At 48.4% G+C, this 24826-nt stretch carries 25 protein-coding genes; 20 read left to right on the plus strand and 5 right to left on the minus strand.

Going from position 1 to position 24826, the window contains the following annotated elements:
* The first annotated feature begins 125 nt into the window (after nucleotides 1-125).
* Nucleotides 126-659, plus strand: coding sequence for a hypothetical protein (locus PCH05_RS11580; RefSeq protein WP_127602552.1), 534 nt, complete (start codon nucleotides 126-128; stop codon nucleotides 657-659).
* A gap of 191 nt (nucleotides 660-850) precedes the next feature.
* Here PCH05_RS11580 and PCH05_RS11585 read toward each other — a convergent pair whose 3' ends face one another.
* Complete coding sequence (locus PCH05_RS11585; RefSeq protein ID WP_246049500.1) at nucleotides 851-2203, minus strand: TrkH family potassium uptake protein; 1353 nt, start codon at nucleotides 2201-2203, stop codon at nucleotides 851-853.
* A gap of 373 nt (nucleotides 2204-2576) precedes the next feature.
* Between PCH05_RS11585 and PCH05_RS11590 the strand changes: the two genes are divergently transcribed.
* The 3 genes from PCH05_RS11590 (at nucleotide 2577) to PCH05_RS11600 (ending at nucleotide 3772) form a co-directional block, all read left to right on the plus strand.
* On the plus strand, nucleotides 2577-2687 hold the full coding sequence (locus PCH05_RS11590; RefSeq protein ID WP_127602554.1) for a sporulation protein YjcZ: 111 nt from the start codon (nucleotides 2577-2579) through the stop codon (nucleotides 2685-2687).
* Between the two features lie 557 nt (nucleotides 2688-3244).
* Nucleotides 3245-3370, plus strand: coding sequence for a dihydroorotate dehydrogenase (locus tag PCH05_RS11595; RefSeq protein ID WP_127602555.1), 126 nt, complete (start codon nucleotides 3245-3247; stop codon nucleotides 3368-3370).
* 180 nt (nucleotides 3371-3550) lie between these two features.
* On the plus strand, nucleotides 3551-3772 hold the full coding sequence (locus tag PCH05_RS11600; RefSeq protein WP_127602556.1) for a hypothetical protein: 222 nt from the start codon (nucleotides 3551-3553) through the stop codon (nucleotides 3770-3772).
* A 55-nt stretch (nucleotides 3773-3827) separates the two neighbouring features.
* Here PCH05_RS11600 and PCH05_RS11605 read toward each other — a convergent pair whose 3' ends face one another.
* A complete protein-coding gene (locus PCH05_RS11605) occupies nucleotides 3828-4268 on the minus strand; it encodes a hypothetical protein (RefSeq protein WP_127602557.1) in 441 nt (146 codons plus the stop codon).
* A 163-nt stretch (nucleotides 4269-4431) separates the two neighbouring features.
* Nucleotides 4432-4620, minus strand: coding sequence for a hypothetical protein (locus PCH05_RS11610; protein ID WP_127602558.1), 189 nt, complete (start codon nucleotides 4618-4620; stop codon nucleotides 4432-4434).
* 356 nt (nucleotides 4621-4976) lie between these two features.
* Here PCH05_RS11610 and PCH05_RS11615 point away from each other — a divergent pair, with 356 nt between their 5' ends.
* The 6 genes from PCH05_RS11615 (at nucleotide 4977) to PCH05_RS11640 (ending at nucleotide 12580) form a co-directional block, all read left to right on the plus strand.
* Nucleotides 4977-6329 carry an extracellular solute-binding protein gene (locus PCH05_RS11615; RefSeq protein WP_127602559.1) on the plus strand — a complete coding sequence of 451 codons (1353 nt, stop codon included), beginning with the start codon at nucleotides 4977-4979 and terminating at the stop codon, nucleotides 6327-6329.
* Between the two features lie 92 nt (nucleotides 6330-6421).
* The gene (locus tag PCH05_RS11620) at nucleotides 6422-7312 is read left to right on the plus strand and encodes a carbohydrate ABC transporter permease (RefSeq protein ID WP_127602560.1); all 891 of its coding nucleotides are present in this window, start codon (nucleotides 6422-6424) and stop codon (nucleotides 7310-7312) included.
* A 15-nt stretch (nucleotides 7313-7327) separates the two neighbouring features.
* Nucleotides 7328-8206 carry a carbohydrate ABC transporter permease gene (locus PCH05_RS11625; protein ID WP_127602561.1) on the plus strand — a complete coding sequence of 293 codons (879 nt, stop codon included), beginning with the start codon at nucleotides 7328-7330 and terminating at the stop codon, nucleotides 8204-8206.
* A 140-nt stretch (nucleotides 8207-8346) separates the two neighbouring features.
* Nucleotides 8347-10089 (plus strand): sensor histidine kinase, encoded by a 1743-nt coding sequence (locus PCH05_RS11630; RefSeq protein WP_246049494.1) that lies wholly within the window; start codon nucleotides 8347-8349, stop codon nucleotides 10087-10089.
* Complete coding sequence (locus PCH05_RS11635) at nucleotides 10086-11279, plus strand: response regulator transcription factor (protein ID WP_127602562.1); 1194 nt, start codon at nucleotides 10086-10088, stop codon at nucleotides 11277-11279. The genes PCH05_RS11630 and PCH05_RS11635 overlap by 4 nt, the downstream gene beginning before the upstream one ends.
* 254 nt (nucleotides 11280-11533) lie before the next feature.
* Entirely contained in the window at nucleotides 11534-12580 is a 1047-nt protein-coding gene (locus PCH05_RS11640) for a serine hydrolase domain-containing protein (RefSeq protein WP_246049496.1), read from the plus strand.
* 68 nt (nucleotides 12581-12648) lie between these two features.
* Here PCH05_RS11640 and lexA read toward each other — a convergent pair whose 3' ends face one another.
* Nucleotides 12649-13275, minus strand: coding sequence for a transcriptional repressor LexA (gene lexA, locus PCH05_RS11645; protein ID WP_127602563.1), 627 nt, complete (start codon nucleotides 13273-13275; stop codon nucleotides 12649-12651).
* A gap of 413 nt (nucleotides 13276-13688) precedes the next feature.
* Here lexA and yneA point away from each other — a divergent pair, with 413 nt between their 5' ends.
* From yneA to PCH05_RS11670, 5 genes are all read left to right on the plus strand, one after another.
* Nucleotides 13689-13979: a cell division suppressor protein YneA gene (yneA, locus tag PCH05_RS11650; RefSeq protein ID WP_164766629.1), complete on the plus strand. Its 291-nt coding sequence runs from the start codon at nucleotides 13689-13691 to the stop codon at nucleotides 13977-13979.
* Between the two features lie 109 nt (nucleotides 13980-14088).
* The gene (locus PCH05_RS11655; protein WP_127602565.1) at nucleotides 14089-14283 is read left to right on the plus strand and encodes a DUF896 domain-containing protein; all 195 of its coding nucleotides are present in this window, start codon (nucleotides 14089-14091) and stop codon (nucleotides 14281-14283) included.
* A 36-nt stretch (nucleotides 14284-14319) separates the two neighbouring features.
* Nucleotides 14320-14862: a hypothetical protein gene (locus PCH05_RS11660; RefSeq protein ID WP_127602566.1), complete on the plus strand. Its 543-nt coding sequence runs from the start codon at nucleotides 14320-14322 to the stop codon at nucleotides 14860-14862.
* Between the two features lie 33 nt (nucleotides 14863-14895).
* Nucleotides 14896-15687: an HAD family hydrolase gene (locus PCH05_RS11665; protein WP_127602614.1), complete on the plus strand. Its 792-nt coding sequence runs from the start codon at nucleotides 14896-14898 to the stop codon at nucleotides 15685-15687.
* A 231-nt stretch (nucleotides 15688-15918) separates the two neighbouring features.
* Nucleotides 15919-16332, plus strand: a complete 414-nt coding sequence (locus PCH05_RS11670) for a FixH family protein (RefSeq protein WP_127602567.1) — start codon at nucleotides 15919-15921, stop codon at nucleotides 16330-16332.
* A gap of 109 nt (nucleotides 16333-16441) precedes the next feature.
* On the opposite strand, the gene mtnD is transcribed toward PCH05_RS11670, so the two are convergent.
* A complete protein-coding gene (gene mtnD, locus PCH05_RS11675; protein WP_127602568.1) occupies nucleotides 16442-16984 on the minus strand; it encodes an acireductone dioxygenase in 543 nt (180 codons plus the stop codon).
* 168 nt (nucleotides 16985-17152) lie between these two features.
* Between mtnD and metH the strand changes: the two genes are divergently transcribed.
* The 5 genes from metH (at nucleotide 17153) to PCH05_RS11700 (ending at nucleotide 24809) form a co-directional block, all read left to right on the plus strand.
* The gene (metH, locus tag PCH05_RS11680) at nucleotides 17153-20596 is read left to right on the plus strand and encodes a methionine synthase (protein WP_127602569.1); all 3444 of its coding nucleotides are present in this window, start codon (nucleotides 17153-17155) and stop codon (nucleotides 20594-20596) included.
* A gap of 246 nt (nucleotides 20597-20842) precedes the next feature.
* Entirely contained in the window at nucleotides 20843-21772 is a 930-nt protein-coding gene (gene rnz, locus PCH05_RS11685) for a ribonuclease Z (protein WP_127602570.1), read from the plus strand.
* A gap of 506 nt (nucleotides 21773-22278) precedes the next feature.
* Nucleotides 22279-23082: a TIGR01457 family HAD-type hydrolase gene (locus PCH05_RS11690; RefSeq protein ID WP_127602571.1), complete on the plus strand. Its 804-nt coding sequence runs from the start codon at nucleotides 22279-22281 to the stop codon at nucleotides 23080-23082.
* Nucleotides 23083-23137: 55 nt separating this feature from the next.
* Nucleotides 23138-23953 carry an Fpg/Nei family DNA glycosylase gene (locus PCH05_RS11695; protein ID WP_127602615.1) on the plus strand — a complete coding sequence of 272 codons (816 nt, stop codon included), beginning with the start codon at nucleotides 23138-23140 and terminating at the stop codon, nucleotides 23951-23953.
* Nucleotides 23943-24809 carry a deoxyribonuclease IV gene (locus PCH05_RS11700; protein ID WP_127602572.1) on the plus strand — a complete coding sequence of 289 codons (867 nt, stop codon included), beginning with the start codon at nucleotides 23943-23945 and terminating at the stop codon, nucleotides 24807-24809. Before PCH05_RS11695 ends, PCH05_RS11700 begins: the two co-directional genes overlap by 11 nt.
* Nucleotides 24810-24826 lie beyond the last annotated feature (17 nt).

Genomic DNA, 24826 nt, shown 5'->3' on the forward strand with positions numbered 1-24826 from the left:
CTCAGCAAAAAAGTTTCTTGGTACAAAGGTCTGTTTAAGCGTGTAAGGGTAGAAATGCCATTTGCATTATTCTTATTGATAACATAAAAATAATGATAAAAGAGAGTAATGTAGGTGGAAAATGAATGACGAATAACAATGTTTTTAATAATCCGATCTATAATCCTATAGGTGCAGTACCTCCGGAGTATTCGGCCGCTCAAAATGGGTTGTATTATACTATTACAACCGGAAGCCAATCTGTTAGTGGTGCAAATGGTTTCTTGGCTCTCGCATTAACGAATCCAGCAAATTCAAGAAAGACTATCCGGTTTGAATTAATTCGAGCTACATCATCTGTTTCTTCAGTAATTAGCATGTATCGCAATGCTACCTTGAGCGTGAGTGGGACGTCAGCAACACCTCGTAATACCAATTGGGGATTTGCAGATGCGAGTGTAGTCACTGGAACATGGGTAGCTCAAACCGGGAACCCGGTTACTGGTGGCGTGCTTTTACAAACGATTCAACAATTAGGTGGACCGACAGAAATCCATTTTGATGGTAAATGGCTCATCCCCAGCAGGACGACCAATCAAACATTGGTTGTTCTGTTACAAAATGAACAAGCTAATGCTGATGTATCAATCAATGTTAGTTGGTGGGAGCTTAATGTTTAGCTTACCATTCTACTTTCATAATGAGTAAAACACACCCATTCATAAATGGTTATTGACTCAGGACTCTACACACAAAAACTCACCTTTTCGGGTGAGTTTTTTCTTACAAATCAGGATGCATCATTTCAGATCAATTTTTGATGGATTCGGATGTGCAATCAAAGGGATCCTCGGCACAGGTATTTTGTGTGTTACCCCGAAATCACTCTCTCCACAGGATAATGAATTTTCGGTTTCTTTTTTTTGCCTCCAATAATAAAGATAAACGATGTCAGACCGATTCTACCGATGAACATGAGCAGCATCAGCAGACATTTGGCAAAGGCGCTTAGTTCCGGTGTAATGCCGGTGGACATCCCTACCGTACCAAAGGCTGAGCACACCTCCAGAATGATGGATATCAGTTGATGATGCGGATCCGTAATGTTGATCACAATAACGGAGGTTCCGCACATGATAATGGCAAGCAGCATAATCGCCAGTGATTTCATGACATCATCCGGATGAATTTCTCGGTTAAACACTTTGATCTCTCGATTCCCTCTGACGTAGTGATATACGAATAAGGTACATACTGCAAAGGTCGTGGTTCGAATTCCTCCGCCTACAGAGTTTGGAGATCCTCCGATAAACATGTAGATGCTCATAACAAGCAGAGTAGATTCTGACATTTGAGTGATATCCATCGTCGTTAATCCTGCGCTTCGGGTTGAAGTGCTTTGGAAGAACGAATAGAAGAAGCCCTCATGCCATGACATTCCCTTAAAATAATGCTGATATTCAAGCAGGAAAATAAGAATTGTCCCGACGATCAAAAGAATGACATACGTCGATGTCGTTAATTTGGCAAATAAGGAAAAACGAAATGGCTGAGCCTGCTTGTCTCTTTTTCTTGCTAAAAAAGTCTTTATTTCAATCAATACAGGAAATCCGATGGCTCCGAATATGATCAAGAAGCTGGTAACAATTTGTACAAAATAGTCATGGGCAAAAGGTATCAGGGATTGTCCTGTTATATCCATTCCGGCGTTCGTTGTTGCACTGACTGAGGCAAACAATCCCTGCAGAAAGGCTTCCTGCCAGGTTGGAAAATAATGAAGAAAGTGTATTCCGAAAACAACAGCTCCAATGAGTTCAGCGAGCAAAATAATTCCCAGAATTTCCTTGATGAATTGAACCAGCCCCGATAATTGAAACTGGTTGTTGTCTACCATAATAAGCTGGCGTTCACGCAATCCAATTCTACGTCCAATAAGGATCCAGAAGAAGGTGCTCATCGCCATAATCCCAAGTCCACCGAATTGCAGCACCAACATAATGATGAAGTATCCAAAAACACTGAAGGTATCTGCAACGTTCAGTACCGCAAGTCCTGTGTCGCTTACGACGCTAACTGCAGTGAATACCGTATCAAAGAAGCTTACCTCTGTGCCACGTCTGTAAACGCCTGGAAGGCTGAATAATCCGATAGATATCGTTACGGCAAGTAAATAATAGCCGGTTATAGCCTGGGCAGGAGAGCGTTTTTCTAGCCAACCTCGCATTTTATTAAGTAGAGCAAACACAATGTATCCTCCAATCATATATCGTAAAAAGAAGCCCTTGGAAGAGAGCACTCTTCCGACAGCTTCAAAGGAAATTTTTCATCAAATCCTGTCTATCTTACCCTTGGTATTCCCGCTTGTAAAGGGAAGTAAATAACAATACTTTTGAACCCATTTTTCAAAATCGGATCGATCAGGATTAGCCTACATCAGAGTAAGTCATGTCTCACCTACAAAAGAATGAGCTGGAAGCCAAAAAACGAAGCATGGTTTCCCCGGATATTCAAATTAATTTTAATTACCTTATCGCCCTTCCAAAGCTCGGCTGATTCCATAAGATATGATGTACTCTATTTTAAAGGAGGGCACACTCATGAGCGAAGTTGTAGGAGGAGTAGGCTACGGAGGTTTGGGCACAAGTACAGCAGCGATCCTCGTTTTGTTCATTTTGCTTGTTATCATTACTAGATCTTTCTTCTTCTAAGTAAAGATCCCACTCAGAACCTGCTGGCATTATGCTGGCAGGTTCTTTTGTATTTACTCGAGATATATGACGGAGGGATATAGATGAAAGAAAGCAAGTCGTATATACTAAGAAGTTCAAAAACCAATATGGCGTAACCCGATCCCCCTTCAAACCACAGACTGGCGATACGGTACTTCAACGGGAATTAGTGAAGCTAACAACATATAAATAATAAATGTACATGCCCTGTAGTCACCAAAATATGATTTCTAAGCCTAAGACGATCCATAAAAATACGGTCCATGTATCCATCTCACGCGTCCACCTCATTTTATGTATGTTGAAATCCCTTTATTATCCATGAGTGTTTATCGAAAAAATGTCTCATTGATCCAATAAACAAGGATTTTGTGAAACGGATGAAATACATGTTGAAAAGAAATCAATTCTGATTCTGAACATGACAAATTAGGTTCCGCTTTGGAAAGATTTTTTGTTTTTTACCGAAGCGCCCTGACCATCAGCCGATTTTTCCATATGATACGATATCTCTAAAGTAAAGGAAGGTGTAGAACATGAGCGAAGTTGTTGGCGGAGTAGGAGCAGGTTACGGTTACGGTGGTTTTGGAGGTGGCGGAATCGGAGCGATTCTGGTTCTGTTCATTTTGCTGGTCATCATTTCTAAAGCCTTCATCTGGTAATGAATTAATCGGAAATATCAAACCGTCTATTCATGTCCTGTGATTTTCCTCGATTGAATACCGACGACAAAGGACCTGCTGAAGTATTCTTCAGCAGGTTCTTTTCCTGTGTACGTTTTTCGAGATAAAATAGAAAAGCTCGTGATTGACACTTAACGTTGTGGATGGGAGTTGCAGAATATGTTTATTACAATAGTCTATACGGTGCTTATGGCGCTGTATGTTGGTATTATGGTGTACCGGATCAAGAAGCATACGTTTGGTCAATACTTACGCGAGGAGACCGGTTTTGTCGCGATTTTTATCGTAGTCAGCCTGACCGTAAAAGGACCGGAATTGCTGAAAGAGATCTATATTCCGCTGGTGCTGCTGGTGTTTCTTGTCGGTAATCTTCGGAAATAAAACATACTTTTGATGCGCTACACCCTATAAGTCCATTCCGTTTGATTGAAATGCGTCAAAAATGACGGGTTCTAGTCCCTGATCCTTTGGCATCGCTGTGGATCGTCGTGGCGACATTGATCATCGTAATGAGAACGGGAAGCAGCAGCCCTAGGGCGATAATGATCAAGCCCGCTGCGGGAAGAGGCTGCTCTTGCGGGTCCGTGAGCGGAAGCATCAAGGCAAAGGCGCCAATAGCCAGTACATAATAAGGGATCCATAAAAATGCAGCGGCGTACTTTGATTTGCGCTGTCTCAAGAGACGCTGGGTAAGATAGTAAAAAGCGACTGGCGCCAATATCATAATGATTAACATCACGCCGTCGATCAATGTATTCATGTGCTCGTAACCTGATAATCTTTCAAGCCGATAAACATTCACTAGGAGCTCCGTCAGGATGAAAAACGTAATCGCATAAAGCATGCTGATGAGGTTCAGCTTCAGGAAAGTCCGCATTTCTTTGTCTCCTTGTGTCTAGTTAATCACGCGTCTTCATTGTATATGCTTACAGCAATTTAATCGAGACTTTGGAATGGCCTAGGACTTAGGCTCCTCATATATGATAGGGCGGTCCGGGAATAAAAAAAAGACCCGGCTCCATCAGGGGAATCCAGGTCTGTTATTTTTGCGAAACCGTTCGCTTTACGGTCCAGTAAGGGATCGTAATCGTTTCATTGGCATCGGTCAGGATCTTGAAGGTGCTGGAGTCGTTCTTTTGACAGATCCCGCGGTAAAATTCTCCGCTGACTAAATGCACAATCGTATCCGACTGACTTTCTAATGCTTGCTGAATATGATGATTTTCCATACCGTAATTCTCCTTACATTCGTCATTCTGGAAGTTCAGATATATATTAAACGCATGGGTCGGCAAATAAACAGAATGAAAATTACAGTGTTGTCATAACTAAAGGAAGCATTCGAAGAAAGACCAAGATCATGACAAGAGGCAGCTCGAAGCCCAGAAAGGTTAACTTTTTTAATTAAAAGCGATTTTTGATAATGATTCCTATAACAGCCAGTTGATTGCTGATTTATGACGAATGTTGACTGACATGGGATGGAATCTATAGAAAACAAACCTAAAACCTGAATTTCACACCTCCCTATAATCGTCATTTCCCTGCATAATGGGTTCATACCAAACAAAAAGGGGATTAAACGATGGCGAAGATGTCGAAATTGTTAAGCCTTGTTATGGCGGGCACGCTGGCACTTAGCTTGACCGCATGCGGAGGCGGCAGCAAGTCTGATGAAGGAAGCACCTCCTCCAATGCTTCGGGCACATCCAGCAATACGACGGAAACACCGAAGGAAAAGAACATTACGATTACCTTCCAAAACATCTACCCGGATCCGACCGATCCGAAGAACAAGCTGATGAATAAGCTGGTGAAGCAGTACGAAACGGATCATCCGAACGTGAAAATCGAGCTGGATTCCCTGAACACCGACCAGCAGAAGCTGAAGCTCAAAACCCAAGCGGCTTCCAAGGAAGTGCCGGACATTACGGTCGTGAACCCTGCAGCACAGATGCAGCCTTTCGTCGATGCGAAGCTGCTGGCACCGCTGAACGATATGCTGGACCAGAACGGACTTAAAGACACCTTCCAGGATGGTCTGCTCGACTGGTACAGCTTTGACGGCAACACATATGCTCTCCCTGACGGCAATAACATCGCCGTTGTGTACTACAACAAAGAGCTGTTCGACCAAGCCGGCGTGAAAGTGCCAACGACGTTCGAAGAAATGCTCGACGTGGTGAAGACGCTGAAGTCCAAAGGCATCCAGCCGATGGCAATCGGTGAGAAGGATAGCTGGACGGGTTCGTTCCTGTTCATGAACATGCTGCTTCGCACGAACAATGGACCAGGATTCCTGAAGGACGTTCTCGAGAAAAAGAAAACGTTTGATGATCCTGCCTTCAAAGAAGCGGTAGACGCGTTCGAAAACCTGGTACAGGCCGGAGCCTTCCAGGAAGGCGCAACCTCCTTCGACTACAACGCAGGTGAGAACCTGTTCAAGACAGGCAAGGCGGCCATGTACTTCATGGGCACCTGGGCAACCGGCGGCATCGAAACCTCTTCCGTAAACGGTAAGGTTGGCGTATTCAAATTCCCGACCATTAACGGTAAAGGCAATCCGGACGAATTCATGCTGGCACCAGGCAGCGCGTTCGCAATCTCCGCAGACAGCAAGCATCTGGAAGAAACAAAAGCGTTTTTGAACTGGTTCATGACCAACTTCCCTAAAGAAGCGTTCGATGCGAAAGGCGCGGTAGGTATCGGTCAAAAAGTGGACGGCGACTTTAAAGCAGCCGGATACTCCGATATGGCCATGGAAGTGCTGAATCTCTTCAAAGAAGTGAAGGGTGGAGACCTGGCATTCGATAATACGATGAATCCGGGCACGGCTCAAGTTCACTTGACCAGCATCCAGAACCTGTTTGCCCAGAAGAAGGACGCGGCTGATGTTGCCAAAGAGCATCAGGCTGCATTCGAAGCAAACAACAAATAAGCATGACCGTGGAGAAGGGAACGCGTGCCGAAGGCTGCATGCCGTTCCCTTCTGCTCCTTAAAGAACCAGTCAGAAGAGGAGGGGGTAAATTATGAACGTGCTGAAGGTCTCCCGACTGACGATCGCCGCGTTTGTACTGCCTTGCTTGATCATTTATGTAGGGATCGTGTTTGTGCCGATTATGGTGTCCATGTACAGCGGGCTGCTGGATTGGAACGGGATCGGAGAATCCAAATTCATCGGCTTGGACAACTTCAGGAATCTATTTTTTCATGATCCGGTTTTTTGGCCTTCCGTGCGCAGAACGCTGATGTTTTCCGTCTTTTCCATGGCGGAAATCCCTATCGCGCTGCTGGTGGCCATCCTGCTGAAACGGTATATCCGCAGACCGAATTTTCTCGTATCGAGCTATTTTTTGCCGGTCATTTTGTCGGTCGTCGTGGTCGGACAGCTGTGGAAAACAATCTATAACCCTGCTTCGATGGGGGGCATGCTGAATCAGGTGCTGGAAGCAATCGGTCTTGGATCCTGGGCGCATGCCTGGCTTACCGAACCTTCCGTCGCCATGTACTCACTGTATTTTGTAGCCTTGTGGCAGTATCTCGGATATCACACGTTGATTCAGTATACGGGGATATTGAACGTGCCGGAGGAAATTTACGAGGCTGCCAAAATCGATGGCGCTGACGGCTTCGCCGCCGACCGTTACATCACATTCCCGAATATCATCCCGATTTTTAAAATATCGATCGTGCTTGCATTCATCGGCTCGCTGCAGGCCTTCGATATGGTCATGGTCATGACGGGCGGCGGTCCCGCGCATGCAACGGATGTCATCTCGACCCATATGTACAACATGTCGTTCTTGTCCATGAAATACGGATACGGCAGCTCGATCGCCGCGTTCCTGGTCATTCTGTGTCTGGTTGCGACATTCTTGATCAACCTGATCTTCAACAAATTGGAAAAACGGTTCTCGTAAAGGAGGGGCATCGCCATGAGTACTAGCACTGCAGTTTCATTGAACAAGCCGGCGACGGCTGCCGGGCGGGGACGATATTCCATTGCAAAAACGATCGTGATCGTGTTCCTGTCCATCCTGGTGGTGACACAGGTGTATCCGCTGCTGTGGCTGATTTTATATTCACTGAAGACCAATGAAGAGATTCTGTCTGGCAGCTTTTTCGCACTCCCGCATGCGCCGCAGTGGAGCAATTACAGCGCCGCGCTGGAGGGGAACTATTTTCGCTACCTGCTGAACAGCCTGTTCGTGACATCGGTAACGATGCTGACCGTTATTCTGCTAAGCTCACTGTGCGCTTATGCCATCAGCCGCTTCCGCTGGCGTTACGGGCAAGTCGTGATGCTGCTGTTCCTCGTCGGGATGATGATTCCGATGCAGGCGACACTGCTGCCGCTGATGATTATTTTCAAAAACATTCACGTCCTGAATACGCATCTGTCGCTAATTTTGCCCTATGTCGCTTTTTCCATGCCGATCGCGGTGTTCATCTTGAGCGGGTTTATGAAGACCATTCCGCATGAGATCGAAGAGTCGGCTGTCATGGACGGTGCAAACATCGGAAGAATTTTCCGAAGCATCATTTTGCCGGTGTCGGTTCCGCCTGTAATGACGGTATGCATTCTGACGTTCATTAACATCTGGAACGAGTACATTTTGGCAGCAACCTTCATATCATCTGAAAAGCTCAAAACGCTTCCATTCGGCGTGAACAGCTTCGTCAGCCAGTATTCGGTCAACTATGGCGCGATTGGAGCCTTTCTGGTGCTTGGCGCGCTCCCGGTCATCATCGTGTACTTCCTGCTCGCGGATAAAATCACGCAGGGGATGGTAGCTGGCGCCGTCAAGGGCTGATATAGAAATTTTCTAGTACGGAACAAGCGGATAGTATGCTAAAATTGACACGAAATGTCGATTTTTGAAAGGAGAACGCATCTTTTGTGAGACGCTTCCGATCCATACGAAACCGCTTGTTCCTGCTTTTTATGGGGTGCATGACAGGAATTCTGATTCTTGTCAGCGTGCTGTATTACAATCGTACTCTTGCCATTATACATTCGAAGGTAAGCGATATCGCCGAGAAGAACATTTCCCAGACGGCCGGCCTATTCAATCTGATGCTGCAGGGATATAACAGCTTGTCCAAGTCGCTGAACAGCAACTATGAGCTGACGCGCCTGCTGCAGGAAACCGCTTCGAATCCGGCGGTCGGCGTCATAAATGAGCGTACGATCACCAATATTATCGGAGCAGCCTACTATTCGCGAAGCGAAGTGGTGGGCATTCATATTTTATCGAAGGATGGCAAGGTGTACAGCTACGAAAGGCAGTTTGCCGGCGTCATCGACAACAATTATGCCCAAACCGAATGGTACAAAAAACTCGGTGAATCCTCGGGCAATATGGTATGGCTAGGCTTGTATCCCGGGTCGCCGATCAACACGATGCAGCAGCAGGAGAAGGTGTTCGTCTTTGGCCGGAAATTGTATGATCTGACCAACCATAAGGAGATCGGCATTCTCGTGATTGAGACGAATCCTTCCCCCATCATGGAAGCACTCTCTAATGTGAGCATCAGCCCGGGAACGCGCGTGTACATTCTAGGGGAAGACCACAAAATCATTGCTTCATCCGAAAAGAAGGGGGCAAAGCGCCCCGAGCTGGATAAGCTGCCGGCACCATCGCCCGATGATAATATTGTGGTGGACAATACCTCCGACCAGTTGATCATAGGCGCAAACACTTCCATAGCCGGGTGGACGATCTACGGCTTAACCCCGAAAAAAGATATCCGGGCAGAGGTATATCAGACGACGAAATTTCTGCTGATCGTGGTGCTGGTACTGATCATTTTGTCTACGGTGCTGGCTTCCATCGTTTCACGGAATATTGCGTCGCCGCTGAAGCTGCTGATCCGGGAGATGAAAAAGGTAGAAATGGGTAATTTCAGCGGTTCGGTAAACGTGAACTCTTTTGATGAAATAAACAGTTTGGTGTCCTCCTTTAACCGGATGGTACACCGGATGGATGAACTGATCGAGACGATCAAAATCTCGACGGTCAGCGAAAAGAACGCGCAGCTGCAGGCGCTGCAAGCCCAGGTAAATCCTCATTTTCTGTATAATACGCTGGATATGATTTACTGGATGCTGGATGAGCAGGAGAATGAACGGCTGAGCCGGGTCGTGCTGTCTTTGTCGCAAATGTTCAGATACAGCAGCAACTGGGAGGAGGCATCGCAGACCACGCTCGGACGCGAGCTGGAGCAGATCCGGCATTACTTGACGATTATCGAAACGAGGCTGGGCGGAAGGGTCCGAACCGATATCACGGCCGAAGAAGCATGGATCGACGTGCGGCTGCCCAAAATGACGATTCAGCCGATTATAGAAAATGCGGTGAAGTACGGATTGGAGCCCAAGGGCGGGTTAGGATACTTGAGGGTGAGTACGGAAGCGCAGGGGAACAAACTGATGATTCGGATCGAAGATAATGGTGCAGGTATGGATGAAGAAACTCTGGACAGAGTCAGGGATATGCTCTCACATAAACAAGTAGAAACGACCAACGGTGAAGGGAACGGTTCAAGAAGGGGCATCGGGCTCCGGAATGTGCATGACCGGCTGGTCATGATGTTCGGCGAGACTTACGGTTTGTATATCGAAAGCGAACTTCATGTGGGCACGGTGGTGAGGATCACGATTCCGATTCCGCCGAGAGGGGAGGACTTTCAATGAACATTTTGATCGTGGACGACGAGAGTGTGATCCGTGAAGGAATCAAACGGACGATCCGCAGGGCTTTTCCTGAGCACGGCGTATATTTAGCGGAAAGTCCGGACGAAGCCGTCAAGATCCTGAGAAGTGATCCGATAGACGTGGTGCTGACGGACATTTTGATGCCGGGGATGACCGGACTGGAATTTATGCAGCTGTCGCGCGGAAGTTATCCGCATGTCAAATGGGTTATTATCTCCGCCTATTCGGAATTTGCTTATGCCAAAGAAGCGGTCAGGCTGGGGGCCAAGGATTATCTGCTGAAGCCGATCGGCAAGGAGCTTCTCGTCTCGATGATGACGCAGCTTGGCGAGGAAGTGGGGCGGGATGCCGAACAGGAGCAGGAAACCAAGATGCTGCGCAGCAACCTGAAATTTTTGCGGGAAGCCGTCTTTCAGCGTTTTGCGATGGGACTGGATATCGGGAATATGGATATTGCTCCGTTCGTGGAGCGCCACCCCCATTTTCAGCTCGCCTTGATCAAAATGGAAAGCGATCACGCTGTACATCTGGAGCATTATATCGTAGAAAACGTGCTGAACGAGCTGATTGAAAGGTACGGTGAAGGGTTCGTCACCAGCCTGGACGGAAAAAGTCTGCTCGGTCTGATGACGGTGGATTCGAAGGAACACATGCGCAGCTTGGTGGAGGAACTGAAAAGCCATCTGAAAAAATACGTCAAGGTTCCTTTTCAGATTCAATTCTCGGATGTCATCCATGATTTCAACAGCATACCGGGCGTCATTCAAAAAATGGGCCGCGATACGGAATCGTTTGAATTCGATTATTACGCGCCGGGCGGAAACCGTGCGATGGAAGTTGCGGTACAGTACATCCGGGCTAACTATAATACCGATGTCACGCTTGAAAAGGTGGCTTCCGTCGTTTTCCTGAATCCGGCGTATTTCAGCCAGGTGTTTAAGCAAAAGACGGGAAGCGGTTTTAAGGAATATGTCACCGGATTGCGTATCGAGAAGGCGATCTATCTGCTGGAGCATACGCAATTGAAGCTGGTCGACATCGCCGAGAAAATCGGTTATCAGGACGTGAAGCACTTCACGCAGGTGTTCCGCAAGCGGATGCATGTTACGCCGACTGAATACCGTCAACATTTGGCATCCAAGTCCAATATGAGCAGCGCGTGTCCGTAAGATTAAGCAGCCGCTTTGTTCGGAATCAAGACATTCGAAAATTTATTTCGTGAGCTCTGCCTCGTTGTTAGGCAGGGCTTTTTGTGTTCACTGCAAGACGGAATCGTTGGTTAAGGCCATGTCAGACCTGAAGGAAGCATCAGAGTGAGGCTGTTTACTTTCATAGGTGATGCGCATATTGTAAAATAGGAACAAATGTTCTATAATTGAGTTAACAGCTCCTGACGAGCGAAGATGGAACGGGGGGTTGAGTTTTGATTACGGATAAATGGAATATGGCTGAAATGATGCGGCTCAGGCATGTACCTGGACTTAGCATCGCTTTTATTGAAGACGGGATGCTCAAACGTAGCGAGTGTCATGGCGAAATGGAGGCGGGACGCGGACAGGCAGTCCAGGCGGATACGATGTTCAACGCATGCTCGATCAGCAAGTTTGCGGCCAGCATATTGGCACTGCTATTGGTTGAGGAAAAGGTTCTGGGTTTGGATGAGGATATCAGACCATATCTGACCTCTTGGACCATCCCCGAGCATCCTTCGTATGATTTCCGTGCGGTTACGCTGCGCAGGCTTCTCAGCCATCAGGCCGGCTTTGTCGATCCTAAAGGGGGGCACGGTGAATATATTCGCGAACAAGGCATTCCGGCAATGCCTCAGCTGCTGGAGGGCACCACCCCCTATTCCCCGGAGCCTGCTGCATTGACCGCGGAGCCTGGCAGCCGATTTATATACTCGGATACCGGATTTGGCGTACTCCAGCTGCTGATCGAGGATGTGACGGGTGTGAACTTTGGTCAGCTACTTCAGGATAGAATCTTCGAACCCTTACATATGAACAACAGCCGGATCGTGCTGGCGGATGCCGAGATCCGGGCCGGCTCGGCGAGCGGACATAACAAGCATGGGGAAAGGTTGCTTAAACCATACCCCATATATCCTTATCCGGCTGCAGCCGGGTTATGGACAACTCCAACGGATCTTGCGTTGTTAATGTTGGAGCTTTTGGCTTCGCTTCAGGGAGAGGGCAAGCTGGGAATATCCGCCGAAACTGCTGGAGAGATGATAAAACCTCAAGGCTGCTTTAAGTGGACGGGGCTGGGCGTTTTTCTGGAACCATCCAGCGAGGGCCTGGAAATATCATCCTTGGGCTGGGGTAGTGGATTTCAATGTATGATGATCGCATACCCCGAGACGCGAAGAGGAGGGGTGTGGATGATGAATGCTGATCCTGGCGTACATCAGACGAAGAGCCTGTTAGGACAGGTAGCCACGTTGTGGCAGCAAGGGCAGTTGGATTGAAGCCAAAATATAAAGCCCTTGTTCTCTCTTAACGAAAGAACAAGGGCTTGTACAATTGTACGGCAAAATTAATGAATATCCCGGAACAAGCCGACAACCTTACCCAGAATCGTCACATGATTCAACCGGAGAGGTGAATAGGACGGATTCTCGGGCTGCAGACGAATATGATCCTTTTCTTTATAAAAAGTTTTCACTGTCGCTTCATCTTCATCTGTCATCGCAACGACGATATCTCCGTTATCCGCAGTCTGCTGCTGACGAACAATGACATAGTCCCCGTTGTGAATGCCTGCTTCGATCATACTGTCCCCCATGACGGAAAGCATAAACACCTTCTCGTCACCGACAAAATGCTGCGGGAGAGGGAAGTAATCCTCGATATTCTCTGTAGCGGTAATCGGCACACCGGCTGTTACCTTACCTACTACAGGTACTCTTGCAATTGTATGTGTAAACAGGTTGCTGCTCTCGGATTCTTCCTGACCCAAAATCTCAATGGCCCGAGGTTTCGTAGGGTCTCTGCGGATTAATCCCTTCTTCTCAAGCCGATCCAGATGACCGTGGACAGTTGAGCTGGAAGCCAAGCCTACGGCTTCACCGATCTCGCGGACGGAAGGGGGATAACCCTTGGCCCGCACTTCGTTTCTGATAAATTCCAATATCGCTTGCTGCCGGCTAGATATCTTCGACATTCCCCATCAACCCCATTAGTAACGTTTGGTAAAATTATAACATAGAACTTCCGTTCGTACAAACACAAGTTCTAAAAAAATCAACCGTTAACCATATGATTCGTCTGCTTGTTTCAGGATTGGATGCGAGGCGTCTTCCTTACCAGGTTTACCCATTGATTTCCAATAAAATAATAATAACTCCATTTGTTCTAGTCGCATGAGCCAGTTCGTCTTCTTTTGAAAAAAAAGGGGAACAATCGTTCGAAAAAACTATTGAACAAAACATGTGTTCGTGTTATATTATTTTCAGACAAGAACAAACGTTTGGAGGAGATTATATTATGTTGAAACATACTACATACAAGAGTATTTATAATAATGAAGTTATTCATGCGGGAAGCAATTGGAGCACTGAAGGAAAGATTCAAACCATGTCTGGGCTGTTTTCCCGCCGCTTATTGTTGAAGCTTGTGCTCGCAGCAGTCATCATTATCGCCGGCTGCACCGGCATGATCCGCGTATTTGCCGGATCTGCTCATGATGAAATCCCCATGGAACAAGTGGTGATTTCCAGAGGGGACACGCTTTGGGAGATTGCCGTGGATTATAAACCGAAGGATATGGATACAAGGGATTATATTCGGGTCATTAAGAAGACCAATCATTTGAAGACGAGTGAAATTGAAGCCGGAGATGTGCTGTCTCTTCCTATATATGAATAGTTTATATGAATAGTTTTCACGCTTGAGAGCTTGGAAAGGTGCATACCTTGACAAGCTCTTTTTCTCATGGCAAAGTTAGGTATGAATTGATGTAATGGAGGAGTAGTGTATGGATATCGACAGCTTAGTCCAGCGGATTAACGAGCTCGCCCGCAAACTGAAAGAATCGGGGCTGAGCAAGGAAGAAACAGAGGAACGTGCCAAACTGCGGGAACAATATCTTCAAAATGTCCGCCGCAACTTCAAAGCCCAATTGGAGACGATTGAGTGGGTAGAAGACCAGCAGGACGGTAAGGGCAAGTAAAATACATGATATTAGGATGCTTAAGGGGGAAGTCCGATGTCCCGTTCCTGGGAAAGAATGGTCCAAAAAAACACAGCTCAAGTGAACAAACAGCGTAAAAAGCAGGGGAAACCGTCGCTGTATGCGTCGAATGGCTCGTCGTCAGCAGATATTTTCAGAGGCCGTAATTTCGTCCTTCCGATCACGCTGGTGGCATTAGCGGCCATATACATTTTGCTTGGCGTTGCAAGCGATCAGGCAGTGATGAGTACATCCTTAACCTGGATTGTGGTTGGACTGTATGTGTTGCTCGCCGTCGTCATCTTTTTGCGCCGTCCATTTCTTAAGGTCGACAAAAACTCAATTTCGACGATCAAATTTAATCGCGACCGGCGCCTGACTGCGGATCAGATCGCAATGATCAAAGTCGGATCGGGTTCGGTTGTCATTGAGCTTAAAGGATCGAAAAATAAAAAAGGAAAAGTCAGCAAAGGCGGCAACTGGGTATTCACCCGGCTGATCAACCGTTATGATACGGTAGCCATGGGTGAACGGCTCGAGCGTTTCGCCACGACGTTTGACATTCCATTTGAAAAATAAAAGATAATGCATTCGGGAGAGGGATGGATGAAAATGGGAGCTACCGCTGTGTTTTTCGATTTGGATGATACGCTGTTGTGGGATGAACGGAGCGTGGAGGAATCTTTCCGCGCCACTTGCGATACGGCTGCCGCACAAAAAGGCGTCGATGCTGCCGCGCTTGAAACCGCGGTTCGTCGTGAGGCAAGAGCGTTGTACGAAACATATGACACGTACGCATTTACCAAAATGATCGGAATCAATCCTTTTGAAGCGCTGTGGGGACAATTTACAGTCGGCCAGCAGCCTGAATTCCGCCGGATGGCCGAGCTGATTCCGAGCTACCAGAAGGAATCGTGGAACCGTGGTCTGCAGGCGCTTGGCGTAGATGACGAGCAGTTGGCGCAGCAGCTGGCTGACCAGTTCGGAGCAGAAAGACGTTCTCGTCCGCATGTGTATGAAGAGACCTTTCAGGTGCTTGACGAGTTGAAAGGGAACTACAAGCTGCTGCTGCTTACGAATGGCTGTCCCGGATTACAGCAGGAAAAACTCGACGGTGTGCCTGAGCTCATCCCTTATTTTAACGAAATTATCATCTCCGGCAGCTTCGGCAAAGGAAAACCGGATACAAGTATTTTCGAGCATGCCCTATCCCGTTTGAACATCTCTCCTCAGGATGCTGTCATGGTAGGCGACAAGCTGACCACGGACATCAAGGGCGGTTTGAGCGCCGGCATCAAGACGGTTTGGATCAACCGTAACAACAGACCGCACAACCCGGAAATCCAACCGGATTATGAGATCAAGCATCTTTCTGAACTTCACGGAATCCTTGAAGGGCTGTAGAATGGTTTCATAGTTTTGAAGCAAGACAAGTCTGATACAGCCAGGTACCCTTGTTGCGCTGAATCAGACTTTTTGGCGTCTTGTGGCGACCCTGGTGTGACTATCATGTGACATTTGTCACCAAATTGTGAACTTGCCTGTGTTTTGAAAGAGTACAAAACATGTATAATAGATAAAGCTTGCGGTATCGTAAGCATACATAATCAATGATATCTTAGGGAGTGACAGCATATGAAAAACAGATGGTGGCTGATGGGCGTTATGCTGCTAGTCGTCTTCGCTTTGGCGGGCTGCGGCAGCAATACCGGCCATGACGGGATGAACATGGATGAGGGGATGATGGATCCGTTATCCGTGGATTTAAGCTGGACGCCGGAACAAGTGAAAGTAGGGCAGCAGGTATCCATTGAGGTCAACGTGACCCAGAAGGATAAGAAAGTGGACAAAGCGGATGAAGTCATGATTGAAATCGCCAAAGAGGGAGACAGCAGTGCTCATGAAAAGGTCGCTGCCGAAAATAAAGGCGATGGAAAATACGTGCTTGAAAAAACATTCGCGAACGACGGAACCTACAGCATTACTTCCCATGTAACCTATGGACCACAGCACACGATGCCTACGAAAAAGCTGACGGTCAGCAAATAACACCCGGCATGAAGCTGGAGCGACATAAAAGAGAACCTGCCTTTGTCATGAAAAGGGCAGGTTCTTTTTAATAAATTACATGCTATTAAACATTCAGCTCATGAATGAATTAGGCCTTTTGAAAGCTAGGATCTTCCACCGGATAGGCAACCCAGCCGTTCTTTTCGATAAAGAGACGCACGGCAATGATTTTACGGTTGTCCATGAGTGTGAAGAAATGGTTCGTGTTCTCAGGTACGGAAATAACGTCACCGGCTTCAAGTTCAACATCAAAATAACCCAAGTCGTCGCTGCCTTTAATAACGAAGATGCCCTTACCTGAAACGATCGCCCGGATTTCATCTTCCGTATGCGTGTGAACTTCCTCGAATTTATTCAAAAGTTCATCCAGATTCGGGGTTGCATCGGACAGCGTGATGACGTCCCAAATTTGATAACCGCGGCGCGCGGCCAAATCGCGAATCTCTTCGTCGTAGACGCTGAGGATCTGATTTTTTTGATCATCCGTCAATTGAAAGTTATCCTGCAGCTCGGCAGGAAGCTTGGAAGCGTCCCATTTTTCATATAATACATTTTGTTTGTTTAAAAAATCACGAACGTTTTCGTCTCCAGAGATTCTTTCGTTCGTGTTACGAATAACGATTTCAGCCATTGGTTACCCCTCTTTTCCACTTGGATTAATTTATATTATAACGAACCCCTTCACCTTTGTCGATGTCGTATTCCTTTTTAGGTGTAGGGGTAGAGCGTTTTCTGGCACTTTTCTAATAGATAGGATTCTGTTAAACTAAGAGCTAACGTTTTGCAGGGAGGAAATAACATGAACAGACCTGGCTTGCAGGAAATAATGAAACAACGAATATTGATACTCGATGGCGCAATGGGCACCATGATCCAGCAGGTCCAGCTTGGTCCAGAGGATTTTGGGGGGGACGAGCTCGAAGGCTGTAATGAAATGCTGGTGCTGACGCGTCCGGATGTAATTGAAGAAATTCATGAAAAATATCTGGAAGCGGGAGCAGATTTAATTGAAACGAATACGTTTGGCGCAACTTCCGTTGTGCTTGCGGAATATGATATACCCGAAAAAGCGAGAGAGATAAACCTGAAGGCAGCGGAGATCGCCCGCCGGGCAGCCGACAAATTCAGCACGCCGGACAAGCCGAGGTATGTTATCGGGGCCATGGGCCCGACGACCAAGACGCTCTCGGTCACTGGCGGAGTTACGTTCGAGGAACTGATTCACAGCTATGAAGAACAGGCCTACGCTTTAATTGAGGGGCGCGTTGACGCACTGCTCCTTGAGACGAGTCAGGATACGCTCAACGTCAAAGCGGGGAGCATCGGGATTCGGCGGGCATTCGATCACAGCGGCATCACGCTGCCGGTGATGATTTCCGGTACGATTGAACCGATGGGAACGACGCTTGCAGGGCAAAACATCGAGGCCTTCTATATTTCATTGGAGCATTTGAACCCGGTTTCGGTGGGATTGAACTGCGCGACAGGACCGGAATTCATGCGCGATCATATCCGCTCTTTGTCGGCTATGGCCAAGACGGCAGTCAGCTGTTATCCAAATGCGGGTCTGCCGGACGAAAACGGGCATTATCACGAATCACCGGATTCGCTTGCCCGTAAAATGGAGGATTTCGCAAAGCAGGGCTGGTTGAACATCGCGGGCGGCTGCTGCGGCACGACCCCGGATCATATTCGGGCTTTGTCCGATGTGATGAGCCAGTATGATCCGCGTCCAATGGAAGGAACCCATTCGCCGGCCATTTCGGGGATAGATCCGGTCTATATTGAATCCGACAACCGGCCGTATATGGTAGGGGAACGTACGAATGTGCTCGGCTCGCGCAAATTCAAGCGTCTCATTGTGGAAGGCAAATACGAGGAAGCCTCGGAAATTGCCCGCGCACAAGTGAAAAACGGAGCTCATGTGATCGATGTGTGCGTTCAGGACCCTGATCGCGATGAAGCGGAGGACATGAAGCAGTTTCTCGAGCTCGTCGTGAAGAAGGTCAAAGTGCCGCTGATGATCGACACCACGGACGCGGAAGTGATCGATCTTGCGCTCAGTTATTCCCAGGGCAAAGCGATTATTAACTCCATTAATCTTGAAGATGGTGAAGAAAAATTCGAGCGGGTGACGCCGCTCATTCATAAATACGGCGCGGCGGTCGTCGTCGGAACGATCGATGAGACGGGACAGGCGATTCATCGGGATGACAAATTAAAGGTAGCCAAACGATCCTACGATCTGCTGGTGAACAAATACCATTTGAAAGCGGAAGATTTGATTTTCGATACGCTGGTCTTTCCGGTAGGTACAGGCGATGAGCAGTATCTCGGCTCCGCGAAGGAGACGATTGAAGGGATCCGCCTTATTAAGGAAGCTTTGCCGGAATGCCAGACGATTCTTGGGGTCAGCAACGTGTCCTTTGGTCTTCCGGAAGCCGGGCGTGAGGTTCTGAACTCGGTCTTTTTATACGAATGCACGAAAGCGGGACTGGATTATGCGATCGTGAACACGGAGAAGCTGGAACGATATGCTTCGATTCCGGAGGAAGAACGCAAGCTTGCGGAAGCCTTGATCTACGATACAAATGATGAAACACTGGCCTCCTTTGTTGCGGCATTCCGTAACAAGAAAGTCGAGAAGAAGGAAAAGTTGTCCAATCTGTCGCTGGAGGAGCGGCTGGCTTCATACGTCGTCGAGGGCTCCAAGGAAGGGCTTATCCCTGATTTGGAAGCAGCCCTGCAAAAATACGGAGCGCTCGAAATCATTAACGGTCCGTTGATGGAAGGCATGTCCGAGGTTGGGCGTCTGTTCAACAACAACGAGCTGATCGTGGCCGAAGTACTGCAGAGCGCCGAAGTAATGAAAGCCTCCGTGTCCTATTTGGAGCAGTTCATGGAAAAGAATGAATCCTCCGTGAAAGGCAAAATGCTTCTGGCCACCGTGAAAGGCGACGTGCATGACATCGGGAAAAATCTGGTAGAAATTATCCTTTCGAATAACGGTTACCAGATCGTCAATCTGGGTATAAAAGTAGCACCGGAAACCATCATTGAAGCCTACCGCAGAGAGAAAGCGGATATGATCGGCTTATCCGGCCTTCTGGTCAAGTCTGCACAGCAGATGGTTCTTACCGCGCAGGATTTGAAAAATGCAGGAGTCGACGTTCCGATCATGGTGGGCGGAGCTGCGCTGACCCGTAAATTTACGAAAACCCGGATCCGTCCTGAATACGAAGGCATGGTCGTGTACGCCAAGGATGCCATGGACGGTTTGGATCTGGCCAATAAGCTGATGGATCCCATCCAGCGTGAGCTGATGCAGGTTGAAATGCAGGCTGAGCTCGAAGCGCTGGCTGCTGAAGTCGAAAAGCCGAAGGCCATGCCGGAACCGACCAGAGCGGCCAAGTCCAGCGTATCGACGGATGTGCCGGTGTTTAATCCGCCGGATATGGAGCGTCATATTATCCGGAACTACCCGATCAAGCATATCGTTCCGTATATGAATATGCAGATGCTCCTTGGTCATCATTTGGGGCTGAGGGGACAGGTGGAACAGCTGCTGGCCGATGGCAACGAGAAGGCGGTCGAACTGAAAGCAACGGTGGACAGCATTCTTGATCAAGCATCGAAGGAAGGCATTATTCAGGCTCATGCGATGTATCGTTTCTTCCCGGCCCAATCCCGGGGAAATGATATTGTCATATACGATCCCGAGGATACGACGAAGGTGCTTCATACGTTCAGCTTTCCAAGGCAAAACGTGCCGCCTTTCCTGTGCTTGGCGGATTTCCTGAAATCCAAGGACAGCGGACAGATGGATTACGTAGGTTTCTTGGTGGTGACAGCCGGGCAGGGGATTTCCAAGCTGGCTTCCGAATGGAAGGATAAAGGCGATTACCTTCGCTCCCATGTCCTTCAATCGGTGGCGCTCGAGACAGCCGAAGCGCTTGCGGAGCGGGTCCATCACATCATGCGGGACAGCTGGGGCTTCCCGGATCCTGCCGATATGACCATGAAGCAGCGCCATGGGGCCCGCTATCAAGGGATTCGAGTTTCCTTCGGGTATCCGGCTTGTCCGGATCTGGAAGATCAGGAGCCGTTATTTAATCTGATGAAACCGGAAGATATCGGCGTTCAGCTTACGGAAGGCTTCATGATGGAGCCGGAAGCATCGGTATCGGCTATGGTGTTTGCCCATCCGGAAGCCCGTTACTTTAATGTGGACAAGGCTAAATGATATACTCTTCATAGAGGTGATACGAGCAAAAAATCCTCCGCTTCTGGAGGTTTTTTTGCCGACAAATCCTGAATAGCGTATAAAAGGATGCTGCTTGCTGTTAAATGTAAATTGAACGAAAGAAAAGTAGCTTCTTCCCTGATGACACCCAAAATTCATGGCGAAGAAGAACACAGCTTGAGTTCATTTTATGAAGCAGCAGCTCTTTTTCGCTTTTTGACATACATAGAAAGAAGGTTGCTTGTGATGGAACTTGAATTTTTGGGGACCAATGCTGGAGTGCCCTCGCTGCAGCGCAACGTAACGTCCATGGCGCTGCGCATGTTCGAAGAACGGCGCACGTTTTGGCTGTTTGACTGCGGAGAGGCAACGCAGCACCAGATTTTGCGATCTTCGTTAAAGCTCAGCAAGCTGGAAAAAATCTTTGTCACCCATTTGCACGGCGATCATATTTTCGGCCTGCCGGGATTACTGTCCAGTCGAGCTTATCAAGGCGGTACGACGAAGCTGACCATGTACGGTCCACCGGGACTAAAGCAGTTTATAGATGTCAGCCTGACGCTCAGCCAGTCCCGAATCGAATACGAGCTTGAGGTGGTCGAACACACGGGGGGAACTGTATACGAGGATCAGGAATTTACAGTCGAATCGCTGCTGCTAGACCACCGGGTGGATAGTTATGGCTATCGTATTACTGAAAAAGATAAAGCCGGAAGCCTTGATCTGAAGCGGATGTCCGAGTATGGGCTTAAACCGGGTCCTGTGTACGGCAAGCTTAAACGCGGAGAAAGCATCGATCTGGGCGATGGCCGGATGTTGAAGCCGGAAGATGTTTTGGGATCGCCTAAAAAGGGCCGGGTCGTAACGATCCTCGGGGATACCCGTCCTTGCGACAACGTGCTGACCCTGGCGCGCGATGCGGATTTGCTCGTTCATGAAGCGACATTCATGGATGATTTAAAGGAATCAGCTTATAATTATCATCACTGCACTTCGGTTCAAGCGGCGGAAGCTGCGCTGCGGGCTGGGGCCAAAGCGTTGATTCTGACGCATTTCAGCTCCCGATATAAAGACATGGAGCATTTGCAGCCGCTGCTTGACGAAGCACGGACGGTATTTCCGAATACCTTGCTGGCGGAAGAACTGGTTTTATTCCCGGTTCAAAGGCATACCTAAGTTCACGTTAAAAACTGAAGAAGGAAACGAAAAGCTCCGGCCGGAGCTTTTTTTAGCTGTATAGATTGAACTAAAGTTTTTCATTGAACTTCCTGATATAACGGCCCATTGCGGCCTGTAACTTTCATTTCTTTAGTTCATTCTATATAGCAGACCGGTAAAATGCGGAGCGAGAGTGGACGGATTATTTTCCGGGAAAGCGCAGGAAGTGACATCAGGCATAATTTTTTGCGTTCAAAAAGTGCTGCCAGCCTATGTACTTTGACGAACGGCGGAGAAAAAGTGTCAAATACGTCGCGTTTTTCGAAAGAATGCTGGAATGAGTTGCGGCGTTTCTTCATTTTTCTTAAAATAGAATGTGCATTATCGCAGGAAATAAGGGGAATATCCGCTTCGAAGGAGAAATTTCCTGGCTAAAAGCGGGAAATAGCATCGCATGGATATTCTCTTGCTAATTCATGATTGCCTGATCCTATGGATCTGTCTAAGCAGAAAGAGGCGCAAAAATGACACAGTATAAAGCAACCAAGGGGCTGCTCATTGACCTGGATGGAACTTTGTATCATGGAATCAACCGCATACCCGGGGCGGATACGCTGATTCAAGCGTTAAAAGAACGTCATATCCCTTATATGTTCGTTACCAACAATTCTTCCCGGACAGCAGAAGGCGTAGCCAAGCACTTGAGCGAGATGGGAATACCCGCGTCAGCTGAGGAGGTATGCACCTCCTCGCTCGCGGCAGCGAAATATATCGGCGAAGAATCTCCAGGAGCCGCGGTGGCTATGCTAGGAGAAGAAGGACTCCGGCAAGCCCTGCTGCAGGCAGGCTTGCGCATCGTGGTAGAGAAGCCGCAATATGTCGTGCAGGGGATCGATCGTTCGTTTACGTACGAAACCTTGGCACAGGCCGTTCACTGGATTCGCGAAGGGGCGAACTACGTGCTGACCAATCCGGATCTGCTGCTTCCATCGGATCGGGGACTGGTGCCGGGAGCTGGTGCTTTAAGTGCCTCGATTCAAGCTGCGGCAGCTGCCGAGCCCGTCATCATCGGCAAACCGGCGAGCCACCTCATGAAGTATGCCACGGATCGGCTGGGAATCTCTCCAGCGGAAGCGACTGTGATCGGAGATAACATGCGTACGGATATTGCCGCAGGAGCTGCAGCCGGTTGCCAGACCATTCTAGTGCTGACCGGGTTGACGACGGAGGAAAACCTGCAAGCGAATATACAGGCAGCAGGGCTTGAACCGGATATCATCTGCAAAGAATTGTACGAATTAACGGAGCTTTTAACTACGCGAGCATAGAACGCCCAAATAGATGCAGACCATCATTGCTGTATACGAAAGGATCGATGAATCAATGCCGGAACTGCCGGAAATGGAAAATTACCGAAGACTTCTTTCGGAGTACATCATAAACCAACCGATTACCCAGGTCGTGGTCAACCGGGAGAAGTCCCTGAACGTGCCTGCGGACCAGTTTACACAGGAGCTCTTGGGACTGCGTGCCATTTTTGTGGAGAGACGGGGAAAGCATCTGATTTTCCACATGAACAATGGCCGCCGTCTCCTGCTTCATCTGATGCTTGGCGGATTGCTATACTATGGTAGCGACGAGGACCGGCCCGACCGGAGTACCCAGGTGGAAATTACGTTTGGACAGCATACCCTGTTCTTCATAGGGCTTCGGCTCGGTTATCTTCATCTGCTGACCGCCAAAGAGGTGGAGGAGGCGCTGAAGCCGTTAGGGCCGGAGCTGATTGACCGCCGCATGAGCAAGGAGCGTTTTATTGAGCTGCTGAAAGGGCGTCGCGGGGCTTTGAAAAGCCTGCTCGTCAATCAGCATGTGATTGCGGGCATCGGCAACTGTTACGCGGATGAAATCGCGTTTGAAGCAGGATTGCTGCCCTCCGCCAAAATACAGGAGCTTTCCGCGGAAGCCGTGGGCCGTTTATATGATGCTGCTGTCAAGGTTCTTACGGAGGCGCTGGAGCATGGCGGCTATATGGAAGCGCCTTTTATGGAAGGCGATGCGGTGACCGGCGGGTATGATGAGATGTGCAACGTTTACGACCGGGAAGGGGAAAGCTGCGTACGCTGCAGCGGGGTGGTAAACAAAGTGGAATTGACAGGACGCAAAGCGTTTTTCTGCCCGTCCTGCCAGCATGAGCAGTAACATTTGGATCGGCTGTCATGTCAGTACCCGCGGCGGTTTCGGGAGAGCGGCCAGGCGGGCATGGGATATGGGAGCCGTGTCTTTTCAATATTTTCCTAAAAATCCGCGCAGCTTGGCATGGAAAGAGCTCGATACTGCCGCTGCGGCGGATTGCTTGCGTTTTTGCCTTGAAAAAGGGCTTCCGAGCATTGCCCACACACCGTATCCGGTCAACATCGCTGCGGGCGCTACGCGTGGAAGAGACCTTTATGAGGCTACCGTGGCTTCCCTGAAAAATGACCTGATGATCGCCGAAGCCTGCGGGTCTATCGGAATTGTCGTACATTTCGGTCATTTAAAAAGCGCGGACCCGTTACAAGGCTATAAAAATATAATACAATGTTTAAATGAAACACTGGCGGATTGGCAGGGCAAAGCCAAAATCCTTCTGGAAAACCAGGCGGGACAGCCCGGTTCGATGGGAATCACATTGGAGGAGCTGGCCAACGTCCGCAATTTGGCGGATGAGCCGCAAAAAATCGCTTTTTGCCTGGACACCTGCCATGCCTTTGCCTCGAATACATGGATTCCCGGTCAGACGGAGCATTTTATGGAACGCGGCCGCGAGTTGGGCTATTGGAAACAGCTTGCGGCCGTCCATTTGAACGATTCCAAGTATCCGTCAGGATCGGGCAAGGATCGGCATGCCCGCGCCGGTGAAGGGTATATTGGCATGGATGGCATAGTCAAACTGCTTTCCTATCCGGAATTTCAGCACAAACCTGTGATTTTGGAGACGGAGGCAGGAAGCGATGGAACCCACCGGGATGAAATCGAATCGATAAACCGGGCTTTGGATCAGGCAAAGTTGAGATAAAGCCTGTCTTTTGACAA

Source organism: Paenibacillus chibensis (genome assembly GCF_004001045.1).
In the GTDB taxonomy this organism is placed as follows: Bacteria; Bacillota; Bacilli; order Paenibacillales; family Paenibacillaceae; genus Paenibacillus_AQ; species Paenibacillus_AQ chibensis.

What these genes read in the sequence shown, in the direction of transcription:
- PCH05_RS11625 (WP_127602561.1), top strand. Translation starts at nt 7,328, where the DNA reads ATGAGTACTAGCACTGCAGTTTCATTGAACAAGCCGGCGACGGCTGCC.
- PCH05_RS11595 (WP_127602555.1), top strand. Translation starts at nt 3,245, where the DNA reads ATGAGCGAAGTTGTTGGCGGAGTAGGAGCAGGTTACGGTTACGGTGGT.
- PCH05_RS11695 (WP_127602615.1), top strand. Translation starts at nt 23,138, where the DNA reads ATGCCGGAACTGCCGGAAATGGAAAATTACCGAAGACTTCTTTCGGAG.
- PCH05_RS11700 (WP_127602572.1), top strand. Translation starts at nt 23,943, where the DNA reads ATGAGCAGTAACATTTGGATCGGCTGTCATGTCAGTACCCGCGGCGGT.
- PCH05_RS11620 (WP_127602560.1), top strand. Translation starts at nt 6,422, where the DNA reads ATGAACGTGCTGAAGGTCTCCCGACTGACGATCGCCGCGTTTGTACTG.
- PCH05_RS11580 (WP_127602552.1), top strand. Translation starts at nt 126, where the DNA reads ATGACGAATAACAATGTTTTTAATAATCCGATCTATAATCCTATAGGT.
- PCH05_RS11635 (WP_127602562.1), top strand. Translation starts at nt 10,086, where the DNA reads ATGAACATTTTGATCGTGGACGACGAGAGTGTGATCCGTGAAGGAATC.
- PCH05_RS11655 (WP_127602565.1), top strand. Translation starts at nt 14,089, where the DNA reads ATGGATATCGACAGCTTAGTCCAGCGGATTAACGAGCTCGCCCGCAAA.
- mtnD (WP_127602568.1), bottom strand. Translation starts at nt 16,984, where the DNA reads ATGGCTGAAATCGTTATTCGTAACACGAACGAAAGAATCTCTGGAGAC.
- PCH05_RS11615 (WP_127602559.1), top strand. Translation starts at nt 4,977, where the DNA reads ATGGCGAAGATGTCGAAATTGTTAAGCCTTGTTATGGCGGGCACGCTG.
- PCH05_RS11665 (WP_127602614.1), top strand. Translation starts at nt 14,896, where the DNA reads ATGGGAGCTACCGCTGTGTTTTTCGATTTGGATGATACGCTGTTGTGG.
- lexA (WP_127602563.1), bottom strand. Translation starts at nt 13,275, where the DNA reads ATGTCGAAGATATCTAGCCGGCAGCAAGCGATATTGGAATTTATCAGA.
- yneA (WP_164766629.1), top strand. Translation starts at nt 13,689, where the DNA reads ATGTCTGGGCTGTTTTCCCGCCGCTTATTGTTGAAGCTTGTGCTCGCA.
- metH (WP_127602569.1), top strand. Translation starts at nt 17,153, where the DNA reads ATGAACAGACCTGGCTTGCAGGAAATAATGAAACAACGAATATTGATA.
- PCH05_RS11590 (WP_127602554.1), top strand. Translation starts at nt 2,577, where the DNA reads ATGAGCGAAGTTGTAGGAGGAGTAGGCTACGGAGGTTTGGGCACAAGT.
- PCH05_RS11660 (WP_127602566.1), top strand. Translation starts at nt 14,320, where the DNA reads ATGTCCCGTTCCTGGGAAAGAATGGTCCAAAAAAACACAGCTCAAGTG.
- rnz (WP_127602570.1), top strand. Translation starts at nt 20,843, where the DNA reads ATGGAACTTGAATTTTTGGGGACCAATGCTGGAGTGCCCTCGCTGCAG.
- PCH05_RS11630 (WP_246049494.1), top strand. Translation starts at nt 8,347, where the DNA reads ATGACAGGAATTCTGATTCTTGTCAGCGTGCTGTATTACAATCGTACT.
- PCH05_RS11610 (WP_127602558.1), bottom strand. Translation starts at nt 4,620, where the DNA reads ATGGAAAATCATCATATTCAGCAAGCATTAGAAAGTCAGTCGGATACG.
- PCH05_RS11690 (WP_127602571.1), top strand. Translation starts at nt 22,279, where the DNA reads ATGACACAGTATAAAGCAACCAAGGGGCTGCTCATTGACCTGGATGGA.
- PCH05_RS11670 (WP_127602567.1), top strand. Translation starts at nt 15,919, where the DNA reads ATGAAAAACAGATGGTGGCTGATGGGCGTTATGCTGCTAGTCGTCTTC.
- PCH05_RS11605 (WP_127602557.1), bottom strand. Translation starts at nt 4,268, where the DNA reads ATGCGGACTTTCCTGAAGCTGAACCTCATCAGCATGCTTTATGCGATT.
- PCH05_RS11600 (WP_127602556.1), top strand. Translation starts at nt 3,551, where the DNA reads ATGTTTATTACAATAGTCTATACGGTGCTTATGGCGCTGTATGTTGGT.
- PCH05_RS11585 (WP_246049500.1), bottom strand. Translation starts at nt 2,203, where the DNA reads ATGCGAGGTTGGCTAGAAAAACGCTCTCCTGCCCAGGCTATAACCGGC.